Source organism: Vibrio intestinalis (assembly GCF_025195085.2).
GTDB classification, from domain to species: domain Bacteria; phylum Pseudomonadota; class Gammaproteobacteria; order Enterobacterales; family Vibrionaceae; genus Vibrio; species Vibrio intestinalis.
The window spans coordinates 1-17,795 of sequence record NZ_JANAVY020000028.1 but is presented as its reverse complement, the minus strand read 5'-3'; the positions used below and the strand labels follow the sequence as shown (position 1 = coordinate 17,795).

Sequence of the window (17,795 nt, the reverse complement as noted above, 5' to 3'; positions counted from 1 at the left end):
GATAATCATGCACGAGTTTCTCATATTTTTAACTTCATGATCAGATCGTGATTACCTTGAAAAGTTCCCAATAAAATAAAGTCTTTTATTTTCAGTGGTTAAAGTTCGATCCCACCCTTGTGTGATCATACCGTTGGTTTGTACTGCTGCGACTTCCTGAGTACCACGGGAAAAGCTATAGCCCAGAGGCATATCTACCGGCATCAGCAGCCCATCACCAGTATGAATGGTTTTTAGGTTGAAATGCACATTACCAATGCGAATAGTACCTTGCTCAGTTTTGTCGAATCCAAGATCAATGGCGGTAGCCTTGGGCTCAATTCGGTATTCGCCAACAGGTTTATTGTCTTGAAGGATTTTACATACGTAAGGATCATTTCCTCCAAAATCTACGCCCATATAATGGATGGTTGAACCACCGCCGGTGCAAGAGAGCTGCCACGTTTCACCGTTATCTTTTCGGGTAATTTCAGCCCCCATCTCACCATCTTTAAAAGAGAAGGTGTTAAACCATGTCGAAGAAGAAGCGCTGCGAGAGTATTTACCTTGGTATTTTCCACCAATATCGAATGTACCCTCAGAACCAAAACCCCAAAAATCACCATCTGTTTTTACGCTAATTTCAGGTTGCATTTTTACTTGTGGTGATTTGTCCATAATGACGGTACTACCACAGGCTGAAAGGGTCATTGCAAACGCCGTTGCAGTTAAGATACGTTTCATTAGCTTCTCCAATTAACTAGAGCCTAGTTATCATCGTGATGAGTCAGTGGGCTGCATAGTAAGGAGGTCGATGCAAATGTCCATTTTCAAAACCGTAATGGCTTATATTTGTAAGCACGCGTTCAAATAGAAATACACGCCGTGGCTTTTATTGTGTTTTTTGTTAGTAGTATGTGATGGATTATTGAGCGAATTTAATCAATTCGTCTGACACATTTGGCTAATCTTCCGAATTTATGCCACTGAAGAGCATTATGTAAGGCTTTGTAAGCCTGAGCTTACATTTTGTCAAAGCCTTCGGAAGCTATAAATTGGCCGAAAATCGAGCTTGCGCGGTTGAAATGTGCGGCTTGGTCTATATACTGCGCGGGACTTTATAAATGGAGTGAATCTTTTATGAGCTTAGTACAAGTTTTGCTGATTGAAGATGATAACGAAATCGCGCGATTGACCAAGTTGTACCTTGAAGCGGAAGGTTATCAAGTAACGGTGATACACTCCGGGGCAACCGCAGTAAGTCAAATTATTGAATTGAAGCCTGATGTTGTGCTGCTTGATCTCATGTTGCCCGATAAAGATGGTGCGCAAATATGTCGAGAAGTTCGCGAACATTATCAAGGTATGATCCTCGTGCTGACAGCAGTGACTGACGAGCTCAGCGAGGTTAGCCTACTCAAACTCGGTGCTGACGATTACATTACCAAGCCAATTAGAGGCCATGTATTGGTGGCAAGAATTGAGGCACTGCTCCGACGTCTACAGCGTACAAATCTCACCTCTCCTAAATCTCCAACCCAACTCGAAGGTTACGGACTAAGCCTCTGTACCACTACCCAAAAAGCGTGCTATCGACAAAGAGAACTCGATTTAACTCAATCTGAGTTTGAAGTGCTGACGGTGTTACTTGAACGTTTAGACCAAGTTGTGTCTCGCGAAGAGTGTTGTCAAACCACCCGCGGAATCGAATACAGTTTCAATGACCGATCGATTGATATGCGAGTTTCAGGGTTAAGGAAAAAGCTGCAAAAGGCTGATGTAACCACAGCCAAAGTGACGACGATTAGAAATCGTGGCTATAAGCTAACGGCAGCTTAATATGCTTCGTTTAACTTTCGCGAGAACCTATACCACTTTAATGGCCGGCTTGGGCATTACCATTTCCATGTTTTTCTTTTTTGGTAGTGATTATATGGAAAGGACCAATGTGGAGATATTTCTCAGCGATGGTCGCTTTTTTGTTAATCAATACCTAGAACAGAAAGGCCAAGCCGACTCTCTATATAAGCCGTTGGAAACAACAGGGCACCAGCCCTTCTATATATTCGATTTAAAGCTGGTTAAAGCGCCTTTTGAAGTTTGCCCAAGCTGTAAAAAGATGTTTGTTATCGATGGCGTGCCCGTCTACCAATTTGATGACTATCTCTTTAGGGCGTATTTCCCGTTACCTGATTCTGACTATTATTTGCAGTTCAGCGAGAGAGATGAGTTTTTTAGGCCGCAGATTGAATGGTATGAAGACTCAGAGATACTGTTCGTGTTGACCTTGGTCAGTGTGATTACCGTCGCTTTAGCGCTGATGGTGTACTGTTATGTTCATCGATTGCACAAGCAAATTTATGGTTTAAACAGAACTCAACAAGAGTTCGGTCAAGGCCAACTGAGCAATCGCGCAGCATTGAGTGAATTCAAACTACCAGTGCGAGATTTGGCGAGTAGTTTTAACTCGATGGCGGAAGAGATTGAGCGCAGAGTTAAGCAAAATCAGATATTTACTCAAGCCATTCCACATGAGCTCAGAACTCCACTTTCAAGAATTCAGCTCGCTGCAGATTTAGCGCGTAAACATGCTCAGGTGGAGCACCAAGTCTTCTATCAAGATATTGACCGCTACGTTGAAGACATCGCAAGCTTTACCGACAGTCTAGTGACACTTTCAAGGCTCAATACCATCACGTCTGGCGTTGATAAAATTGATGCCAATGCGATTGATTTAGTCGAGCTACTTGAGCAAAGGATAGAACGCGTCGTCAACGCTCAATGCAGCCTTACGTGTAATTTAGAATCCGACACTGCTTATGTGATGGCTTCCAATACACTTTGCCATTTAATTATCGATAACTTGCTACAGAACGCGACTCGTTATGGCAAAGGGCAAATCTTAGTAACATTGACAGAATGTGAAGATCATTTTGTAATTGATGTTGAAGATAATGGCCTAGGTATCCCTGAAGATAAACGCCAAGAAATTTTCATGGCATTTACTCGCTTGGATAGAAGCCGAAACCGAGACCATAATGGTTTTGGCCTCGGTTTAACTATCGTTCGTAATGTCTGCCACACCTTAAACTGGACGGTAACGGTTGATGATAGTGCACTAGGCGGCGCGCGCTTTACTGTCATGATGCAAAAGCTTTAACGTCCACTTAAGCGGCTTTATGTAGGCATGCTTTGTTGGCGTTCGGCGGTTTTCGGCTGGCGGTTTATGACCAACAAAAATAGGCCAAAAAGAATAATCGCGTACAGCATTGACCAGCCCAAGCATACAAACAGACCTAAGCAGATGACACTGCCCAACATTGCCATGATTTTGTGCCAGCCACTAAAAAGGTACACCGCAGACAGCATCGCGATTAAATAAACCAAGACAAAAATACCATTTGCCAGTTTTACAAACACTTCTAAGTCAAACCCGCTGATTTCACCGACTACGCATGATATGGCTAACACAGTCGCTATGGCGAGCGTCGCGTTGGCTGGCACACCTTGCGCTGATAGATTCGCAAGACGGCTGGATGGACGATAGGCATGTGTTTGTGCCCATAACATGCGTGACAAACTCTGGGTATAGAGATTGATGCTGGCGAAACAGGCGGCAAAGCCAAGTAGACTGATTAACCAGTGAAATTGAGACCCAAATAATTGATCAGCAATGAAAGGGATAGAACCCGAATCAAACTGCGCGGAGCCATAAGCATGGTACTTCAAGATAACCACTGAACTTGCCCAATATGTCGCACCTGCAATCAGACAACCAATAATCAACGCAATCGGAAAGTCGCGCTGCGGGTTTTTAAACTCTTCCCCCATATGGGCGAAGGCTTCAATACCTAAAAAACACCAAAACATGACGGCGATAGCCGCAGCGATTGATGGCAATTTGTCTGCGCTGAGCGGTGGCATATGAATATCGCTCGTTGATACCTCGCCAAACCACGTAAGACAGATCACTAACGCGAAAATAGCCATCGCGATGCCAGCTTGTAATCGGCTTGACGATTTACTCCCTAATAAGTTCACCATCACTAACAATCCGATCGTTATTAGCTGAACCAGCAAGGGGTGGCTTAGTTGGCTTGGTAGCAGTGGTTGAAGAAAACCGGCTGCCAAGGCTATTGCAGCTGGGACGCCAACAGGAATGATACTTAAGAAAAGCCACGCGATGGTTTTTTCTAGTTTCGGGTTAAAAGCTTGTCTGACAAAAAACGCTGTTCCGCCTGCATTAGGGAATCGCTTACCTAGATGTGCAAAAGTCAGCGCGATCGGTAAGATGGCAATAAATAGAACTAACCATGCCCACAGAGAGTAGGCGCCCGCGATACCGGCAGCAATCGCAGGAACCATAAATAATCCTGTACCTAAAAGAGTGGTAGAGAGCTGTCCAATACCGGAAAGTAACGTAATCTCTTGTTTTAGTTTGGCCATCTTTGCGCTCCATGCATAATTATCCGCTTACGAGTAGCTTACCGAACTGCGCATCGCCTATCATTAAGCAAAATGTCTTAGTTGGCCGTCATATTGACGGTAATTTGTTGCTAAGCCGTCACTTTGGCGCTTTTCATTTTATGTGGTGCTCATGTAATATGTGAAGAATCAACAGGATAAGTTGACCTAACACTAGAGGTACTATGGATCAGTTTGACAGCAAAATAGTGGCGATACTGAAAGACAATGCTCGTATGTCGATAAGTGATATCGCAAGGCAGGTGAACTTGTCTCGTTCAGCCGTCACCGCAAGAATACAGAAACTGGAAAATGATGGCGTGATATTGGGTTACCACGCTAACGTTCGTCAAAGTGGTCCACAATCACAGATAAAAGCGTATTTAGCGCTGAAGTTTGATACCTCGAGTTCGACTAAGTTCTGCGAATCTTACGCGGCGAAAATCTATCAAATTGATGGTGTGAAATGGAGCCATGCCATAAGCGGTGAAACCGATATGATGTTGTATGTGGAGACGCCAACCATGGAAAGCTTAAATGATATTCGTAATCAGCTTCATCAGTTTCCAGAGCTTCGCCACCTAACCACTCATACTGTGCTGTCTGAATTTTTTAATACGTTAAGCAATGATTAGCCATATCAACTTAAATTTATTGCGCTCATTACAGGTGCTATTGCAAGAGTGCCACGTAAGCCGAGCTGCGCAGCGATTGAACCTGACACAATCTGCGGTAAGCCGACAGCTTGCGCAGCTACGTGAGCTCACCGCTGACCCGTTATTGGTCAGAGAGGGTAACCAACTTATTCCAACACCAAGGGCACTAAGCATTCAAACACGGTTGAATCAGATCCTTGGCGAAGTGGATGAACTCTTGAGTGAAAGGCCATTTGAACCTTCGCAGTGGCAACAAGAGTTTGTGTTTTCATCCAGCGATTATGTGGCTCAGTTTGTGGTTCCCGAGCTTTCATCTTTATTGGCAGAGCAAGCGCCAAATGTCGATTTCAGCTATCAGCTGTTTAAACCCAATTATCTCAACGAGCTGCACCATCGAGGCATTGACTTAGCATCGACCATGTTGCCACAACAGCCTGAGCATTTATCGAGTATCAAACTTGGGCAAGATCATTCGGTTGTGTTAATGCGCCAGCAACATCCGTTGAGTGCGGCCGATGAGCTAACCAACGATGCAATTGTCAGTTACCCGCACTTAAAAGTTACGGGTGGGGGAGATAAAGATAGCCACGCTGATTTGCTTCTAAAACAGCAAGGGGATCAAAGGCGAATCGCCGTGAAAGTGCCGTTTTTCAATGTGGCGGTCGATACACTTTTGGTGAGCGATCTACTAATGATTGTTCCAGAACACATAGCGATCACGCTATGTAATAAAGCGTCACTAACCTATAAGACATTGCCTTTTGCTACTGAACCTCACCAATATTGGCTGATTTGGCATCCTAAATTCGATGGGGATGCTGCCCATCAATGGATGCGAGAGCAAGTACATCAAGTGATGACCCATTCTAGCTATTCAATTGGTATGAAATGAAATCATAATATGAATGCGAAACTTTGATTTCATTTCATTATTAACTTCGCATAATCTGAACCCATTGTTTAAACGTTGGAAAGGAAAACACGGTGACTATTAGCATTTGGTTATCGCTATTTACGATTTGTCTATTGGGGGCTATGTCGCCAGGGCCTAGCTTGGCAATGGTTGCAAAGCACAGCCTAGCTGGAGGGCGAGCCAATGGCTTAGTTGCTGCTTGGTCGCATGCATTCGGCATTGGTATCTACGCCTTTATTACAATCATCGGTTTGGCGGTGGTTTTACAGCAGTCTCCAATGTTATTTAAGGTTATCAGCTACTCTGGTGCTGCTTATCTACTTTACCTTGGCGTGAATGCGCTCCTCTCTAAAGGTGGAGTCGCCGCAAAGCTTAAATCGGGCGAGAAAACCAGTTTATGGCAATCAGCCCGCGAAGGTTTTTTGATCTCAATTTTAAGCCCGAAGATAGCGCTATTTTTTATCGCGCTATTTAGCCAATTTGTCGCAGTGAGCAGTGGCTGGGGAGGAAAAGCGGTCGTTGTCGCAACGCCTTTGGTGGTTGATGGGCTTTGGTACAGCTTGATTACGTTATTACTTTCTAGCCCTAAGTTCATTGATAAAATTCGCACTAAAGCACAACTGATCGACAGGCTTTCCGGTATTATTCTCATATTGTTGGCTATTCGCGTTGTTATGACGGTTTAAAAGGATAATTTATGATTCGATTAGGGGTAATTGGCACAAATTGGATCACCGATCAGTTTGTACAAGGGGCATTGGAATCGGGTGAGTATCAGTTAGGTGCGGTCTATTCTCGTCAGATAAACTCTGCAGCGCAGTTTGCTGAAAAGTACCAGACAAAAACGGTTACGATTCAGCTATTTGATGACCTAGAGTTATTGGCAGCATCGAACGATGTTGATGCAATTTATATTGCCAGCCCTAACTCATTACATGCCCCTCAAAGCATTCAAATGCTTGCAGCAGGTAAACATGTGATTTGTGAAAAGCCTATCGCTGCCAATGCCGACCTTGCTCAGAAAATGTATCAGACTGCGCAACAGAATAACGTGGTATTGTTCGAAGCGTTCATGTCGTGCCATACGCCGAATTTCAAACTTATTGAACAGAAAATTCCACAACTAGGCAAACTGACCAAAGCGTTTATTACTTACTGCCAATATTCATCGCGCTACGATAAGTACCTAGCGGGAGAAAATCCAAATACCTTTAACCCTCAATTTGCCAATGGCTCTATCATGGATATTGGCTACTACTGCTTAGCATCGGCGGTATCTCTATTTGGAAAGCCCAATACGGTAAATGCTGTGGGGCAGTTGTTAGAATCTGGGGTTGATGGTAATGGTAGTGTTCTATTGGGCTATGATGGGTTTGAGGTGGTGCTACAACACTCTAAAACCAGTAACTCTTATCTGCCAAGTGAGATTCAAGGTGAAGCGGGTGCGTTGCTTATTGATATGATTTCAATCGCTGAGAAAGTCACTCATGTACGCAAAGGCAAGCAGCCACAAGATATTAGCCTACCTCAGTTTGAAAACCGGATGCGTTATGAGGCTGAAGCATTCGCCAAGCAAGTGAAATGCAATACAATAGATGAAAAGTGCATGGAGCGCTCATTGCTCGTTGCACAATTACTCACAGAGATTCGCCGCCAAGTGGGTGTGGTGTTTCCACAAGATAAGTAAAGAGAACAGTCATGCAAGCTGAAGTTAAATGGGTTGAAGGTTTTAAGTTTTTAGGTCAATCGCAATCAGGCCACTCAATTGTGATGGATGGCAACGGTGGAGAAACCGCGCCAAGCCCAATGGAGATGGTGTTAATGGCTGCGGGTGGCTGTAGCTCGGTTGATGTTGTTGATGGCCTTAAAGAAGCAGGCGAAAAAGTAGCAACGTGCGTTGCTAAGCTTTCGACTGAGCGCCGTGAAACTGCGCCACGTATTTTCACTCAGGTGAATATTCACTTTGAAGTTAGCGGTGAGAACCTATCGCCAGAAGTGGTAGAGAAGGTGTGTGCGGACTCTTTAGAAAAGTACTGCTCAGTGTGCTTGATGCTCGGTAAAGGCGTAGAGATGACCCATAGCTGGGAGATTGTCGCGTAAGCTCTCTAGTTCATTAATGCGATAACATTGATACTAAAAAAGGAGAAGCACTGTAAGGTGCTTCTCCTTTTGTATTATTCCGAGCTGTCAGCAAAATAAACTCGGTATTCCAGATAGCAAACGAAGGTGCTTTATAATTCTTACTTAAAAAGTACTACCGTTTGATCTTTGTGTAAATTCACATTTGCCATTTGGTTTTATTTTGCTAAAGAAAAGAATTTAAAGCAGGGATATTTCACGAATTCATGTAACAGATAGAAGTGTCATTAGCATTTAACGGCCCTGTAGTGACGGTATTTTGGCGAATAGTATGAGATTTATTAATTCACGATATACTGCAACGCTAAATATAGAATTATGATTCTAATCACATAGGGTTGGGCTATGTATGTTTGTCTAGCATGGCATATAATTTGTCTTTCTTGAGTGGTTTAGACAGATAATCGTCCATTCCTACCTCGAGACATTTTTTTATATCCTGATCGAGCACACTAGCAGTTAAAGCGACAATTGGTGTCGAAGGTAAGTTGTTTTTCTGTTCAAACTTACGAATCTCTTGTGTGGCGGTAAAACCATCCATTTCAGGCATCATACAATCCATCAGCATTATTTGATAACGCTTGCCTTGTTTGACCTTGTTGAGCGCCTCTAGGCCATTATGTGCGATATCGAACTGATAGTTGGCTTTGCGTAAAAACAGTGATACCACCTGTTGATTAACGTTATTGTCCTCAACAATCAATACTTGTTGTTTTGCATCAGCATCCGGCCTATTGATAGTTGTGTCTGGGTCTGCTTGGTGCAACTTACGCTCATAGAGAGCTTCTTTGGATTGCTGGATGGTAGACATTACTCGAGAACCAAGGATAGGGAAGCTGATTAGGCCATCTATTGTATCGTTGAAATCGGCATCTGAGGCTTCTAAACGTTGAATCAAAATCAATGGTGTATTTGGAGCCAATCGCTCTAGTTGAGCAATTTGCTTCTTAGTTTCATCAGCGACGTTATGATAAAGGAAGATAACGTCGGATGTTATCGTGTGACTAATATCTTGGACGACGGTTGTTCTCTTAACGCCATGGAATGCTAGGTTATTCGCAACTTGGTTGGCAACATGTTCATCGCAACAAACTATACAAGCGTGCGTAACTGCAATGTTATGGTTGCGCGGTGTTCTTTCTAGTACGTTGACTGGAAGGGTAAAGTAGAATCGGCTTCCTTGGTCTTTTTCAGATTCAACTTGTAGTATTCCGCCCATCAATTTAACCAACTGAGTGCTAATACTTAAGCCAAGCCCAGTCCCGCCAAACTCACGGGTGATTGAGCCGTCTTCTTGCTTAAATGGCTCAAAAATTGAAGCCTGCTTATCTTTATCAATGCCGATTCCGCTGTCTTGAACCGAAAAAGTTAATTCTGTTCGGTCAGCGGTAAATTTGGTGGTGACTGAAATTGTAATGCTACCTTGCTTGGTAAATTTCACCGCATTTGACATCAAGTTCATCAATATTTGGCGTAGTCGATGTTCATCGATTTCAACGCTATAAGGTGTGTCATCTGCAATATCAATATTAAGCGATAGACCTTTTTCGGTTGTTTTACCTGCAACCATGGATGCAATGTCGAAAATGGCTTCTCTTACATGCGATGGGTAGGGGGTGATCTCTATATGGCCAGACTCTATTTTAGACAAATCTAAAATGTCATTAATTAACATCAGTAATGTTTGTGAAGACGTTTCGATTGTGCCGAGATAGTCACGCTGACTCGGGCTCAAGTGAGTATCAGACATTATCTGGGACATACCAATAATGCCATTTAGAGGTGTTCGTATCTCGTGGGACATGTTGGCCAAAAACGCACTTTTGGCTTTATTGGAGTTACGGGCTTTGTTCTCTGAGCACAATAGCCTTTTCTCTAACTGTGCGATAGACCATGTGGCGTAGGTCATGATGATGCCTAAAGTGATCACCAAAGCAGATAATATTACATGGAGTTCATTGTCCAGAACATTAAGTTTTTGCTCAATTTGAACGGGTACAATTTTGTGTAAGGATTCCAGCTTATTTTCTACATTATGAATCTCTGCGCGTAGGCTTCCATGTAAGCCTGAATTATGGTCATAACCAAAATGTTGGTAGGCTTGTTGTAGCTGAGTAAAGGTATTCTGATAATTTAATATCGCATCTCGTATAACCTCATTATCTCCCGAAGAGAGAAGTGAGAGCTTAACTAGGTGTTGTTGGATAAGGGTGAGATGCTCGTTGGAAAAGTTACGGAAGAAGTAGTAGGTGCTTTCTTGAAGGTTTATCAAAGTTTCATGATATTTCTCACCCCCTTGCGCAAGGAGTACTCGCTCTAAGTTAAACCAAGAGTCTTTAACTGTTTCAATCAGGCCGGTCTTGTTTTGGCCTTCAATTAGGATTTTTTGTCGTGCAAGCTGATAGAGTGTTTGTGAGTAGTTATCTATAGCAGATTGAATTTGTGTGGTAGAAAATAGTGTTTCAAAATTATATTTATCCAAGTAGTGTTGGATTTTTTGAAGGTCACTTTTCAGAGTTTCAATGTTTTGTGTAGCACTTTGAATGTATTTAAGATCTACACGGCTGATGAAGTCTTTCTCTTGCCTTCGAATTTCAAGCATCATAGATTCTGAATCTGAAATAGAGACTTGAAGATCACGCAGATCGCTTTCTAGGCTTTTGTAATAATGGTTAATTGAAGCAAATGCGATAACAAGGCCAATAACCAAAGCACTGGCTATTAGCATTTGGAGTTTAATTGATTGCCTGACTGACATTGTAAGCCTTTATAAATTATCTATTGTTTTTATTAGCCTAGACGAGTTTTCATCAATCAGGGTAAAAGGTTTATAGAATTAGAGATCAGTAGGGCTTGTTTTTAGGATGGGTTGACTGCCATAACTTTTGTACCAAAGTGATACCAAAATGAGTGAGTTGGTATTGATATTGAACGCGGTATTACTTCCGCCATTTTCATATTGCCCAGTAGGCACACTACGCGAGTTCAGACTGTTATCTAGTACCGCCTGCCCGAGCATTTCACTGTAGTCATCTGAAAATAAAACGCTAAAACCAAATGCGACCTTATGACTTAGTATTTGCGGGTTCTCAATGATTTTTCCACTTGGGCTCACGCTAGTCCACGGTTTTCCATAGTAAAAAAGATTGTTGTAAGCAAACCAAGGGTTTTTGTTCATGGCATCTTCAGCGAAGCTATACAGCTTGTCTTTTTGCTCTGACTTTAGTTTATGCAGGTTATAGATGGTTTTCAGCTGATTCCATTCGCCCTTTTGCCCAAACTCAAGACTGCCGAGAATGTATGGGTCACTGGTCATAAAAGGCACGTTCCGAGTATCGACCTCTAGTGGAAAGCCATTTATAGAGACCGATGTTAGGTATTTATTGAGATCTGGCAACGGGACAGAGTAATCAAACATTTCGAACCCAGTCGCAGCGTATTGTAGATACCCGTGACGGCCTTCTTGTCGATAATATTCCTTACCTTTATACAGTTTTGCGCCGTATAACGTCCCTTTGTTAACAGCTTTATCGAGTTTCCAGTGTCCAATTAGCTTAAGAATTTCTGGTTCTAATTCTGGGTGTTGCTGGCACAAGATTTTAAGCCAAATGAGTAAGCGGCCAATGTCTAAAGCAGACCATCCATTGCCGTTACTTTCTGATTGGCCTAATCGACCTGAAGGAAGGCCTGTTTTGGTACTGTATTCTCGGTTAGGCAGCCAGTTTTTGTAGAGTGGCATGCTATTGAGAGTGGCGAGCGTTTTTTCTAGCTCTGAATGGGTTTGTTCTGATGTTTTTAAACCGAGGGCTTCAAGTGCTAGGGTGGCCGCAATACCACTTGCCACATCCCACATAGTCGTATGTGGGTAGCCTTGAACAGAGTCCCATAGACCTGTTTGGTCTCTTCTGTTTCTCTCAAAATAATACTGTGCTTTTTTAGCTAGTAGTTTTTCATTTCTGCTTAATGGTTTGATTGGCTCTCGATGGTGTTCTAGATCAACTTGAATGTTATGAACTTCGTTTATTTCATCATCATCTTTTTCCTCTGTGATTTGTGGAGCAATCACTCTGCGGTGAAAAGAATGTGATTGGGCAGGCTCTGCAATTACGCCTCCGATGCTACGTTGGCCATAGAAACTGATTTCAGGTTGTTCAATTTCTACGATAGCCTCTATCTCCGCTTCAGATGAAGCAGATAAAGAGAAAGTGCAACCGAGCAGACACCAAACCGCTTGTTTGACCATTAATATGCAATTCCATTCGCAAATGACTACTAAGGTAATGATAATACAAGATTTGTATAATGCGAGTTGTGGAAGAAATTAATCCTAGCAAGTAGATAGATGAAATTACTGTTGATAAATTGAACAATTTTCTTGAGCTTGAGGGTCATATAGGTAAAATAACCACAACAACGGACAGTACTGGCTTATTGGCCCTTTTTAACTAGGGATAGCATGAGTTAGGAATATACTGTTATGCGTAATTTTTGTGATTTTGTTCAGAGCTTGGGTTTTGGCCAATGTACTTTGCCCAATTGCAACTCAATTTCTGAGCTGTTTTTTCACTATCAATCTCCCCAATACCAACTCGAAGAGTCCGCTAAGCTGCGCATTCAAGACTACTTGTCGCGTGAAACCTTGTATTTGGATTCTTTTGCAACTGATGACGCGGCTGATTTCGCTTTAGCCTTCTCTTTTGGAGATAGCGAGTGCGTCAATATTGAATTAGCTGAGCAACTGGTTTTACTGAGCCAACAGCAACCAAACCTGCCGCTATACGCACAGCAAGAAATCGCAAGCCATTTGTCAGGTGTCACTCACCACCCGATTAGCAATGATGATTACCAGACTACGCTTGATGTGGCTAAAAGTGCTGCAGATCAGCAGCAAGGCACTAAGGTACTCGTCGTCGCGCAAGCATGGCATGCTAAGCGTTGTATTGAAACGTGTCAGTCTCTGGGGCTGAATGTGGTGGGTTTGAAGGTAGTAAATCAGTTTCCGAAAAATGACCCGCAGCCTTGGGTAAGAAATCCAATCAACTGGATTATAAAAGAAAGCCATCGCACTATCGCGACGGGTTATGAAGTAAGCCAACGTTATCAATTAGTGTAATTTTAATCGTCAGTTTGTTGATGAAAACAAATGAGATTTAAATCTAAGTCTATACTCAACTATATAATTATATGCAACTAAGTTGGTTGGGCTATGAAAGGCAAGGATATCAATCCGTTTGTTGCTGTGCGCAGAGAGTTCTGGGCGGCGATTTTCTTTAGTTTAGGCGTGAATTTATTGGTACTGGCTGTACCTGTGTATAGCTTGCAGTTGTTTGATCGAGTCATGGGCAGCGCAAGTATCGAAACGATGATTGCTCTTTTATGTATCACGCTGTTTTTAGTCACCTCGCAAGCGGTATTGGAACATATTCGTACTTTATTGATGCAGCGGTCAGCGTTAAAGCTCGATACGCAATTGAGTGGCGACCTACTGGCGAGCAGCATCGCAGAATCTTCAAAATCCAACCGAATTGAAAAGCATGCGCTGCAGGATCTTTCGATTCTACGTGGTTTTCTTGTTGCTCCTTCAACCTCATCCATTTTAGATCTGCCGTTTACACCACTCTTTTTACTGCTGTTGTTTGTTCTCCACCCATATATCGGTGTGGTTGCGCTTGTAGGCGTAATCCTCTTTATGGGGCTAGCAATGTTGATGATGTTTGGAGGGCGAAGACTCAGTGCCGAGGCGCAAGAAACCACAGCGAAAGTGAGCATGGAGTTAAACGACTACTTACGAAACGCGCCGACACTCAAAGCGATGGGCATGAGTGGTAACGTCGGTAAAACGTGGGAAAAAACTAACGAGGATGTGCTTAAGCTTCAATGGTTAGTCAATTCTCGTGCTGGTTTGCTTTTGGCGATTAGCCGTTACTTCAGAACCTTATTGCAGGTGGCTGTGCTGACCACTGGTGTATTCTTAGCACTCAATCAGCAGCTCGGTATTGGTTCTGTGATCGCAAGTTCGATTCTGATTGGTCGAGTGCTCAGCCCATTTGAAAGTGCCGTGAGTGGCTGGAAATCTTGGTACACCGCATATCGCGCATGGCGCAGTTTGAACAGCCGAGTGGAAGCGGGTTTTGAAGTGAGTAAAACTCTACTTCCTGAACCAAAGGGTGAGATTCAATTTAATAATGTCAGCTTGAAGTTTCCCAATACAAACAGTCCAGTCATTCAAGGGGTGAACTTTAAGTTAGGTGCCGGTAATGCATTGGCTGTGATGGGTAACTCCGGTTCAGGAAAATCTACATTGGCCAGTTTGCTGATGGGGATACATCAGCCTTCGGTAGGTGAGATAAAAATTGATGGTGCCACGATTGAAAAGTGGGACATCGACCAGTTTGGTCAGTACATAGGTTATTTGCCGCAGCATGTCGGGTTACTGGCTGGGACAGTCAAACAGAATATTTGTCGTTTTACGCAAGGTAATGATCAAGACGTTGTTAAAGCGGCCAAGCTGGCCTGTATACATGAGCTTATTATGGCGCTCCCAGAAGGGTACGACACCTACATTGGCGAAGGAGGGGTGTTGCTCTCTGGTGGTCAAAAGCAGCGCATTGGGCTTGCGAGAGCGATCTATTCCAACCCACGAGTATTGGTCTTAGATGAGCCGAACTCTAACCTCGACCCAGAAGGCGAGACCGCTTTAGCGATTGTTTTGCAACATTGTAAAGAACACAAAATTACCGTGGTAATGATCAGTCATCGCCCCGGATTTTTACGCCAAATGGATTGGGTGATCAAACTTAAAGATGGCCGTGTGGAAAAGGCTGGAACGTGCGAACAGTTCCTTGGCTTACAGGTTGAAGGTGACCTACCTCAACCAAGCTCAGTAAAAACAGCTTAAGGAGGCGTTATGGAAAATGGATTCAGTACAAGACGCCTGATTGTCATCGGTAGCCTAGTGGTTGTGGCGACTGTTGGCGGCTTTATTACTTGGGCGACTTCAATGCCACTTAGCTCAGCTTCAGTTGCTCAAGGCAGTTTAGTGGTTGAAAGTAAGCGTAAACAGATTCAGCACCTGCAAGGTGGTTGGGTAAAACAGGTGTTTGTTAAAGAGGGTGAAAAGGTTGAAAAGGGGCAGCCTCTGGTTGAGTTGTCAGATACTAAGGCAGAAGCGGATTATCGACGTTATCTATATCGCAGTTACTCTTTACTTGCCCAACAAGCTCGCCTGTCGGCATTGTCGAACCAGCAACCGACAATAAACTGGCCAAAAGAGCTGAAACAAACTGATGATGGTCTGGTGGTCGAAACGCTGTTAAGTAGTGAGTCTTTACAGTTTGAGCAAGCGATGTTGAGGCAAGAACTGATTGATTCGCAGTACAAACAGCAAACCGCCTTGTACAAAGAGAAAATCAAAGGCAGCAACTTTCAAAAACGCGCCATCACAACTCAACGAGATTTGGTGCAGCAAGAAATCAACATGACCAAAGGCCTGGTTGCTAAGGGCTATGTCTCGAAAACACGTATGCTCGAGCTAAAGCGTCACAGTGCCAGAATCAGCGCAGAGTTAGCGGAGATCTCTCTTGCCGTTGATGTCGCTGCACGTGAGCTCGATACACTTCACCAAAAACATCAAAATCAAATGCTCGATCTGGCGCGCGAGTATTCGAGTCAGCTTAAAGTGATTAATGATGAGCTAAGAGATGTGCAACAAGTGATCAAAACCGCGCAAGATATTCGATCTCGCATCTTGATTCGCAGTGAATTTGAAGGGCGTGTTGTTGGCTTAAATATATCAAGTATTGGTGGGGTGATTAAGCCGGGCCAAGTGCTGATGGAAATTGTCCCTGAAAGCGACGAGCTAATCGTTGAAGCCATTGTGTCGCCGAAAGATATTGATGTTGTAAGGCAAGGCCAGCAAGCTCGAGTCAGGCTAACGGCCTACAGCGCGCGTAACACCCCTCCAGTAGAAGGAGAGGTTTTGCACGTTTCTGCTGACCGAGTGCTACCAAAAGGTGAGGGTAATGAAGCCAGTCCGGGTTATTTGGTCACCATCAAGTTTGATAAAGAGGGCTTATCTTCGTTAGAGCAAAACCACAATGTCGAGCTGTATCCTGGCATGCTGACAGAAGTGTTGATCATTGGCGAAGAAAGAACGCTGTGGGATTACCTTGTGAGCCCTTTTTTTAGTGGTATGCAAAAAGCGATGAGGGAAGCGTAATGAATGAAGATATGGTGTTTTGGTTAGGTTTTTACGCCGTGTTCTTTGTATTAACGACCGCAGTCGGAATATGGAAAAATAACACGGTCGCGGGCGTACTACTTGGTTATGTGCTTGGCCCGATAGGATTATTGTTACTGTTGTTTAGCCATGATCGCCGCCACGGGAAGTGCCCTCATTGCGCGGCGAGAGTGGATCGCCACGCTTACCATTGCCCTCATTGCAAGCAGAAGTGTTACCGTCAATTAGTTGAGGAGTAAGCGATGAAAACGCTGGGTTATGTTGCGCTAGTTTTGGTCGTCGCCTGCTTTGGCGGGGCAGGTTATGCTTTGTTTCAATCAAGTAGTCAGCAGCAAGTCGAACTCTCTAGTGAGTTACAAGAAAAGCAGCAACAGATAGATGCATTGAACGAGCAAATGAATACTTTGACCACGGAGTTGATATTTGAGCAATCTATGTCGCAGGCTCACCAGCTTTCTTATCAGCGCCAGTTAGAAGGGTTGGCGGAAAAGCTTGAGCAAGAGTATCAGCAGCAATTGGCGCGGCTTACCCAGCAGTTAAATGATGAAATTACGCGGTCTGAGCAGTTAGAAACTAAGTTCTTAGCCAGCGAAAAATCCGCTAAAAATTACCGTTATCAGTACTTTGCATTAAAGGAAAACAGCGATAAGCAAGAGCAAGAATTGTTTCAAAAATATCAGGCTAAACAGCAATTGTTGCAAGCTGAATCAAGTCTAGAAATGCAAAAGCAACGAGCATTGTTAGAGCAGCAATATTCAGAGAGTGCCAAGTTGACTCAAGTAGAGCAGAGAGTGGATCAATTGATGACCTCTTTCTCTAAACTGAGGGTGGATATGGATATCGTAAACACCTGTGATAAACAGTATTTAGAGCGATATAGTGAAGCAAAAAGCTTACTAAGCCAAATGCGTACCTTCGTTCAAAATAATGAAATGAGCAACGAATATTATCAATTTGTGATTTCCAATGACGCTCAGCTGTCTCGAAAAACGAGGGAGATTTGTTTGGAGAATTAGGTATGCGTGTCTTATTAAAAATATGTTTTAAAAGTGACTGCTATTTAAATAATAAATTTACGTAAATTGATACGACTTTCATTTTTTGTTCTATATTTAATTCTGGCTAGTATAAATAACAAGGAAATTAAATTATGAATGAAACGTTAGACAAGTTTGATGTTAATGTGAAGTTAGGTTCGATAAATAACGTAATTGATTTGTCAGTTATTAAATCGATAATTAATGATAATTTTACTAAACAAAAGCTTGGGAGTGTGTCTTTGTGGAAGGGCGCGAACGTACTTTGTTAAGCTGATGTAAAGAGAACTTTTGCTCTATAATCTTTGTCCCACGTAGCCTTATTCATCTTCCTTGGTACAGACACGCTCCCTTCTGACTTCCTGAAG

Annotated in this window: 16 protein-coding genes; 12 read left to right on the top strand and 4 right to left on the bottom strand. The window is 43.1% G+C overall.

Going from position 1 to position 17,795, the window contains the following annotated elements:
- Positions 1-51: 51 nt before the first annotated feature.
- Positions 52-723, bottom strand: a complete 672-nt coding sequence (locus MU515_RS20010; RefSeq protein ID WP_432816164.1) for a VV20781 family protein — start codon at positions 721-723, stop codon at positions 52-54.
- Positions 724-1,119: 396 nt separating this feature from the next.
- Between MU515_RS20010 and MU515_RS20005 the strand changes: the two genes are divergently transcribed.
- Together MU515_RS20005 and MU515_RS20000 are read left to right on the top strand one after the other, a co-directional pair.
- Positions 1,120-1,818, top strand: a complete 699-nt coding sequence (locus tag MU515_RS20005; RefSeq protein WP_260262171.1) for a response regulator transcription factor — start codon at positions 1,120-1,122, stop codon at positions 1,816-1,818.
- A 1-nt stretch (position 1,819) separates the two neighbouring features.
- Positions 1,820-3,139 carry a sensor histidine kinase gene (locus MU515_RS20000; protein WP_260262170.1) on the top strand — a complete coding sequence of 440 codons (1,320 nt, stop codon included), beginning with the start codon at positions 1,820-1,822 and terminating at the stop codon, positions 3,137-3,139.
- Between the two features lie 17 nt (positions 3,140-3,156).
- On the opposite strand, the gene yjeH is transcribed toward MU515_RS20000, so the two are convergent.
- Positions 3,157-4,425, bottom strand: a complete 1,269-nt coding sequence (gene yjeH, locus MU515_RS19995; protein ID WP_260262169.1) for an L-methionine/branched-chain amino acid transporter — start codon at positions 4,423-4,425, stop codon at positions 3,157-3,159.
- Positions 4,426-4,628: 203 nt separating this feature from the next.
- On the opposite strand from yjeH, the gene MU515_RS19990 reads away from it, so the two are divergent.
- From MU515_RS19990 to MU515_RS19970, 5 genes are all read left to right on the top strand, one after another.
- Positions 4,629-5,078 carry an Lrp/AsnC family transcriptional regulator gene (locus MU515_RS19990; RefSeq protein WP_260262168.1) on the top strand — a complete coding sequence of 150 codons (450 nt, stop codon included), beginning with the start codon at positions 4,629-4,631 and terminating at the stop codon, positions 5,076-5,078.
- On the top strand, positions 5,071-5,991 hold the full coding sequence (locus tag MU515_RS19985) for a LysR family transcriptional regulator (protein WP_260262167.1): 921 nt from the start codon (positions 5,071-5,073) through the stop codon (positions 5,989-5,991). Before MU515_RS19990 ends, MU515_RS19985 begins: the two co-directional genes overlap by 8 nt.
- Positions 5,992-6,083: 92 nt before the next feature.
- Complete coding sequence (locus tag MU515_RS19980) at positions 6,084-6,698, top strand: LysE family translocator (RefSeq protein WP_260262166.1); 615 nt, start codon at positions 6,084-6,086, stop codon at positions 6,696-6,698.
- Positions 6,699-6,709: 11 nt separating this feature from the next.
- The gene (locus MU515_RS19975; protein WP_260262165.1) at positions 6,710-7,699 is read left to right on the top strand and encodes a Gfo/Idh/MocA family protein; all 990 of its coding nucleotides are present in this window, start codon (positions 6,710-6,712) and stop codon (positions 7,697-7,699) included.
- Positions 7,700-7,710: 11 nt separating this feature from the next.
- Positions 7,711-8,112, top strand: a complete 402-nt coding sequence (locus MU515_RS19970) for an OsmC family protein (protein WP_260262164.1) — start codon at positions 7,711-7,713, stop codon at positions 8,110-8,112.
- A 382-nt stretch (positions 8,113-8,494) separates the two neighbouring features.
- Here the strand turns inward: MU515_RS19970 and MU515_RS19965 are convergent, their stop codons facing one another.
- Positions 8,495-10,909: a hybrid sensor histidine kinase/response regulator gene (locus tag MU515_RS19965; RefSeq protein WP_279257786.1), complete on the bottom strand. Its 2,415-nt coding sequence runs from the start codon at positions 10,907-10,909 to the stop codon at positions 8,495-8,497.
- A 78-nt stretch (positions 10,910-10,987) separates the two neighbouring features.
- On the bottom strand, positions 10,988-12,394 hold the full coding sequence (locus MU515_RS19960) for a DUF3131 domain-containing protein (RefSeq protein ID WP_260262162.1): 1,407 nt from the start codon (positions 12,392-12,394) through the stop codon (positions 10,988-10,990).
- 234 nt (positions 12,395-12,628) lie between these two features.
- On the opposite strand from MU515_RS19960, the gene MU515_RS19955 reads away from it, so the two are divergent.
- From MU515_RS19955 to MU515_RS19935, 5 genes are all read left to right on the top strand, one after another.
- The gene (locus MU515_RS19955) at positions 12,629-13,264 is read left to right on the top strand and encodes a hypothetical protein (RefSeq protein WP_260262161.1); all 636 of its coding nucleotides are present in this window, start codon (positions 12,629-12,631) and stop codon (positions 13,262-13,264) included.
- Positions 13,265-13,357: 93 nt separating this feature from the next.
- A complete protein-coding gene (locus MU515_RS19950) occupies positions 13,358-15,049 on the top strand; it encodes a type I secretion system permease/ATPase (RefSeq protein WP_260262160.1) in 1,692 nt (563 codons plus the stop codon).
- A gap of 9 nt (positions 15,050-15,058) precedes the next feature.
- Positions 15,059-16,369, top strand: a complete 1,311-nt coding sequence (locus MU515_RS19945) for an HlyD family type I secretion periplasmic adaptor subunit (protein WP_260262159.1) — start codon at positions 15,059-15,061, stop codon at positions 16,367-16,369.
- Positions 16,369-16,629 (top strand): hypothetical protein, encoded by a 261-nt coding sequence (locus MU515_RS19940; protein ID WP_260262158.1) that lies wholly within the window; start codon positions 16,369-16,371, stop codon positions 16,627-16,629. The genes MU515_RS19945 and MU515_RS19940 overlap by 1 nt, the downstream gene beginning before the upstream one ends.
- A 3-nt stretch (positions 16,630-16,632) precedes the next feature.
- A complete protein-coding gene (locus MU515_RS19935) occupies positions 16,633-17,406 on the top strand; it encodes a hypothetical protein (protein WP_260262157.1) in 774 nt (257 codons plus the stop codon).
- The last annotated feature ends 389 nt before the right edge of the window (positions 17,407-17,795 follow it).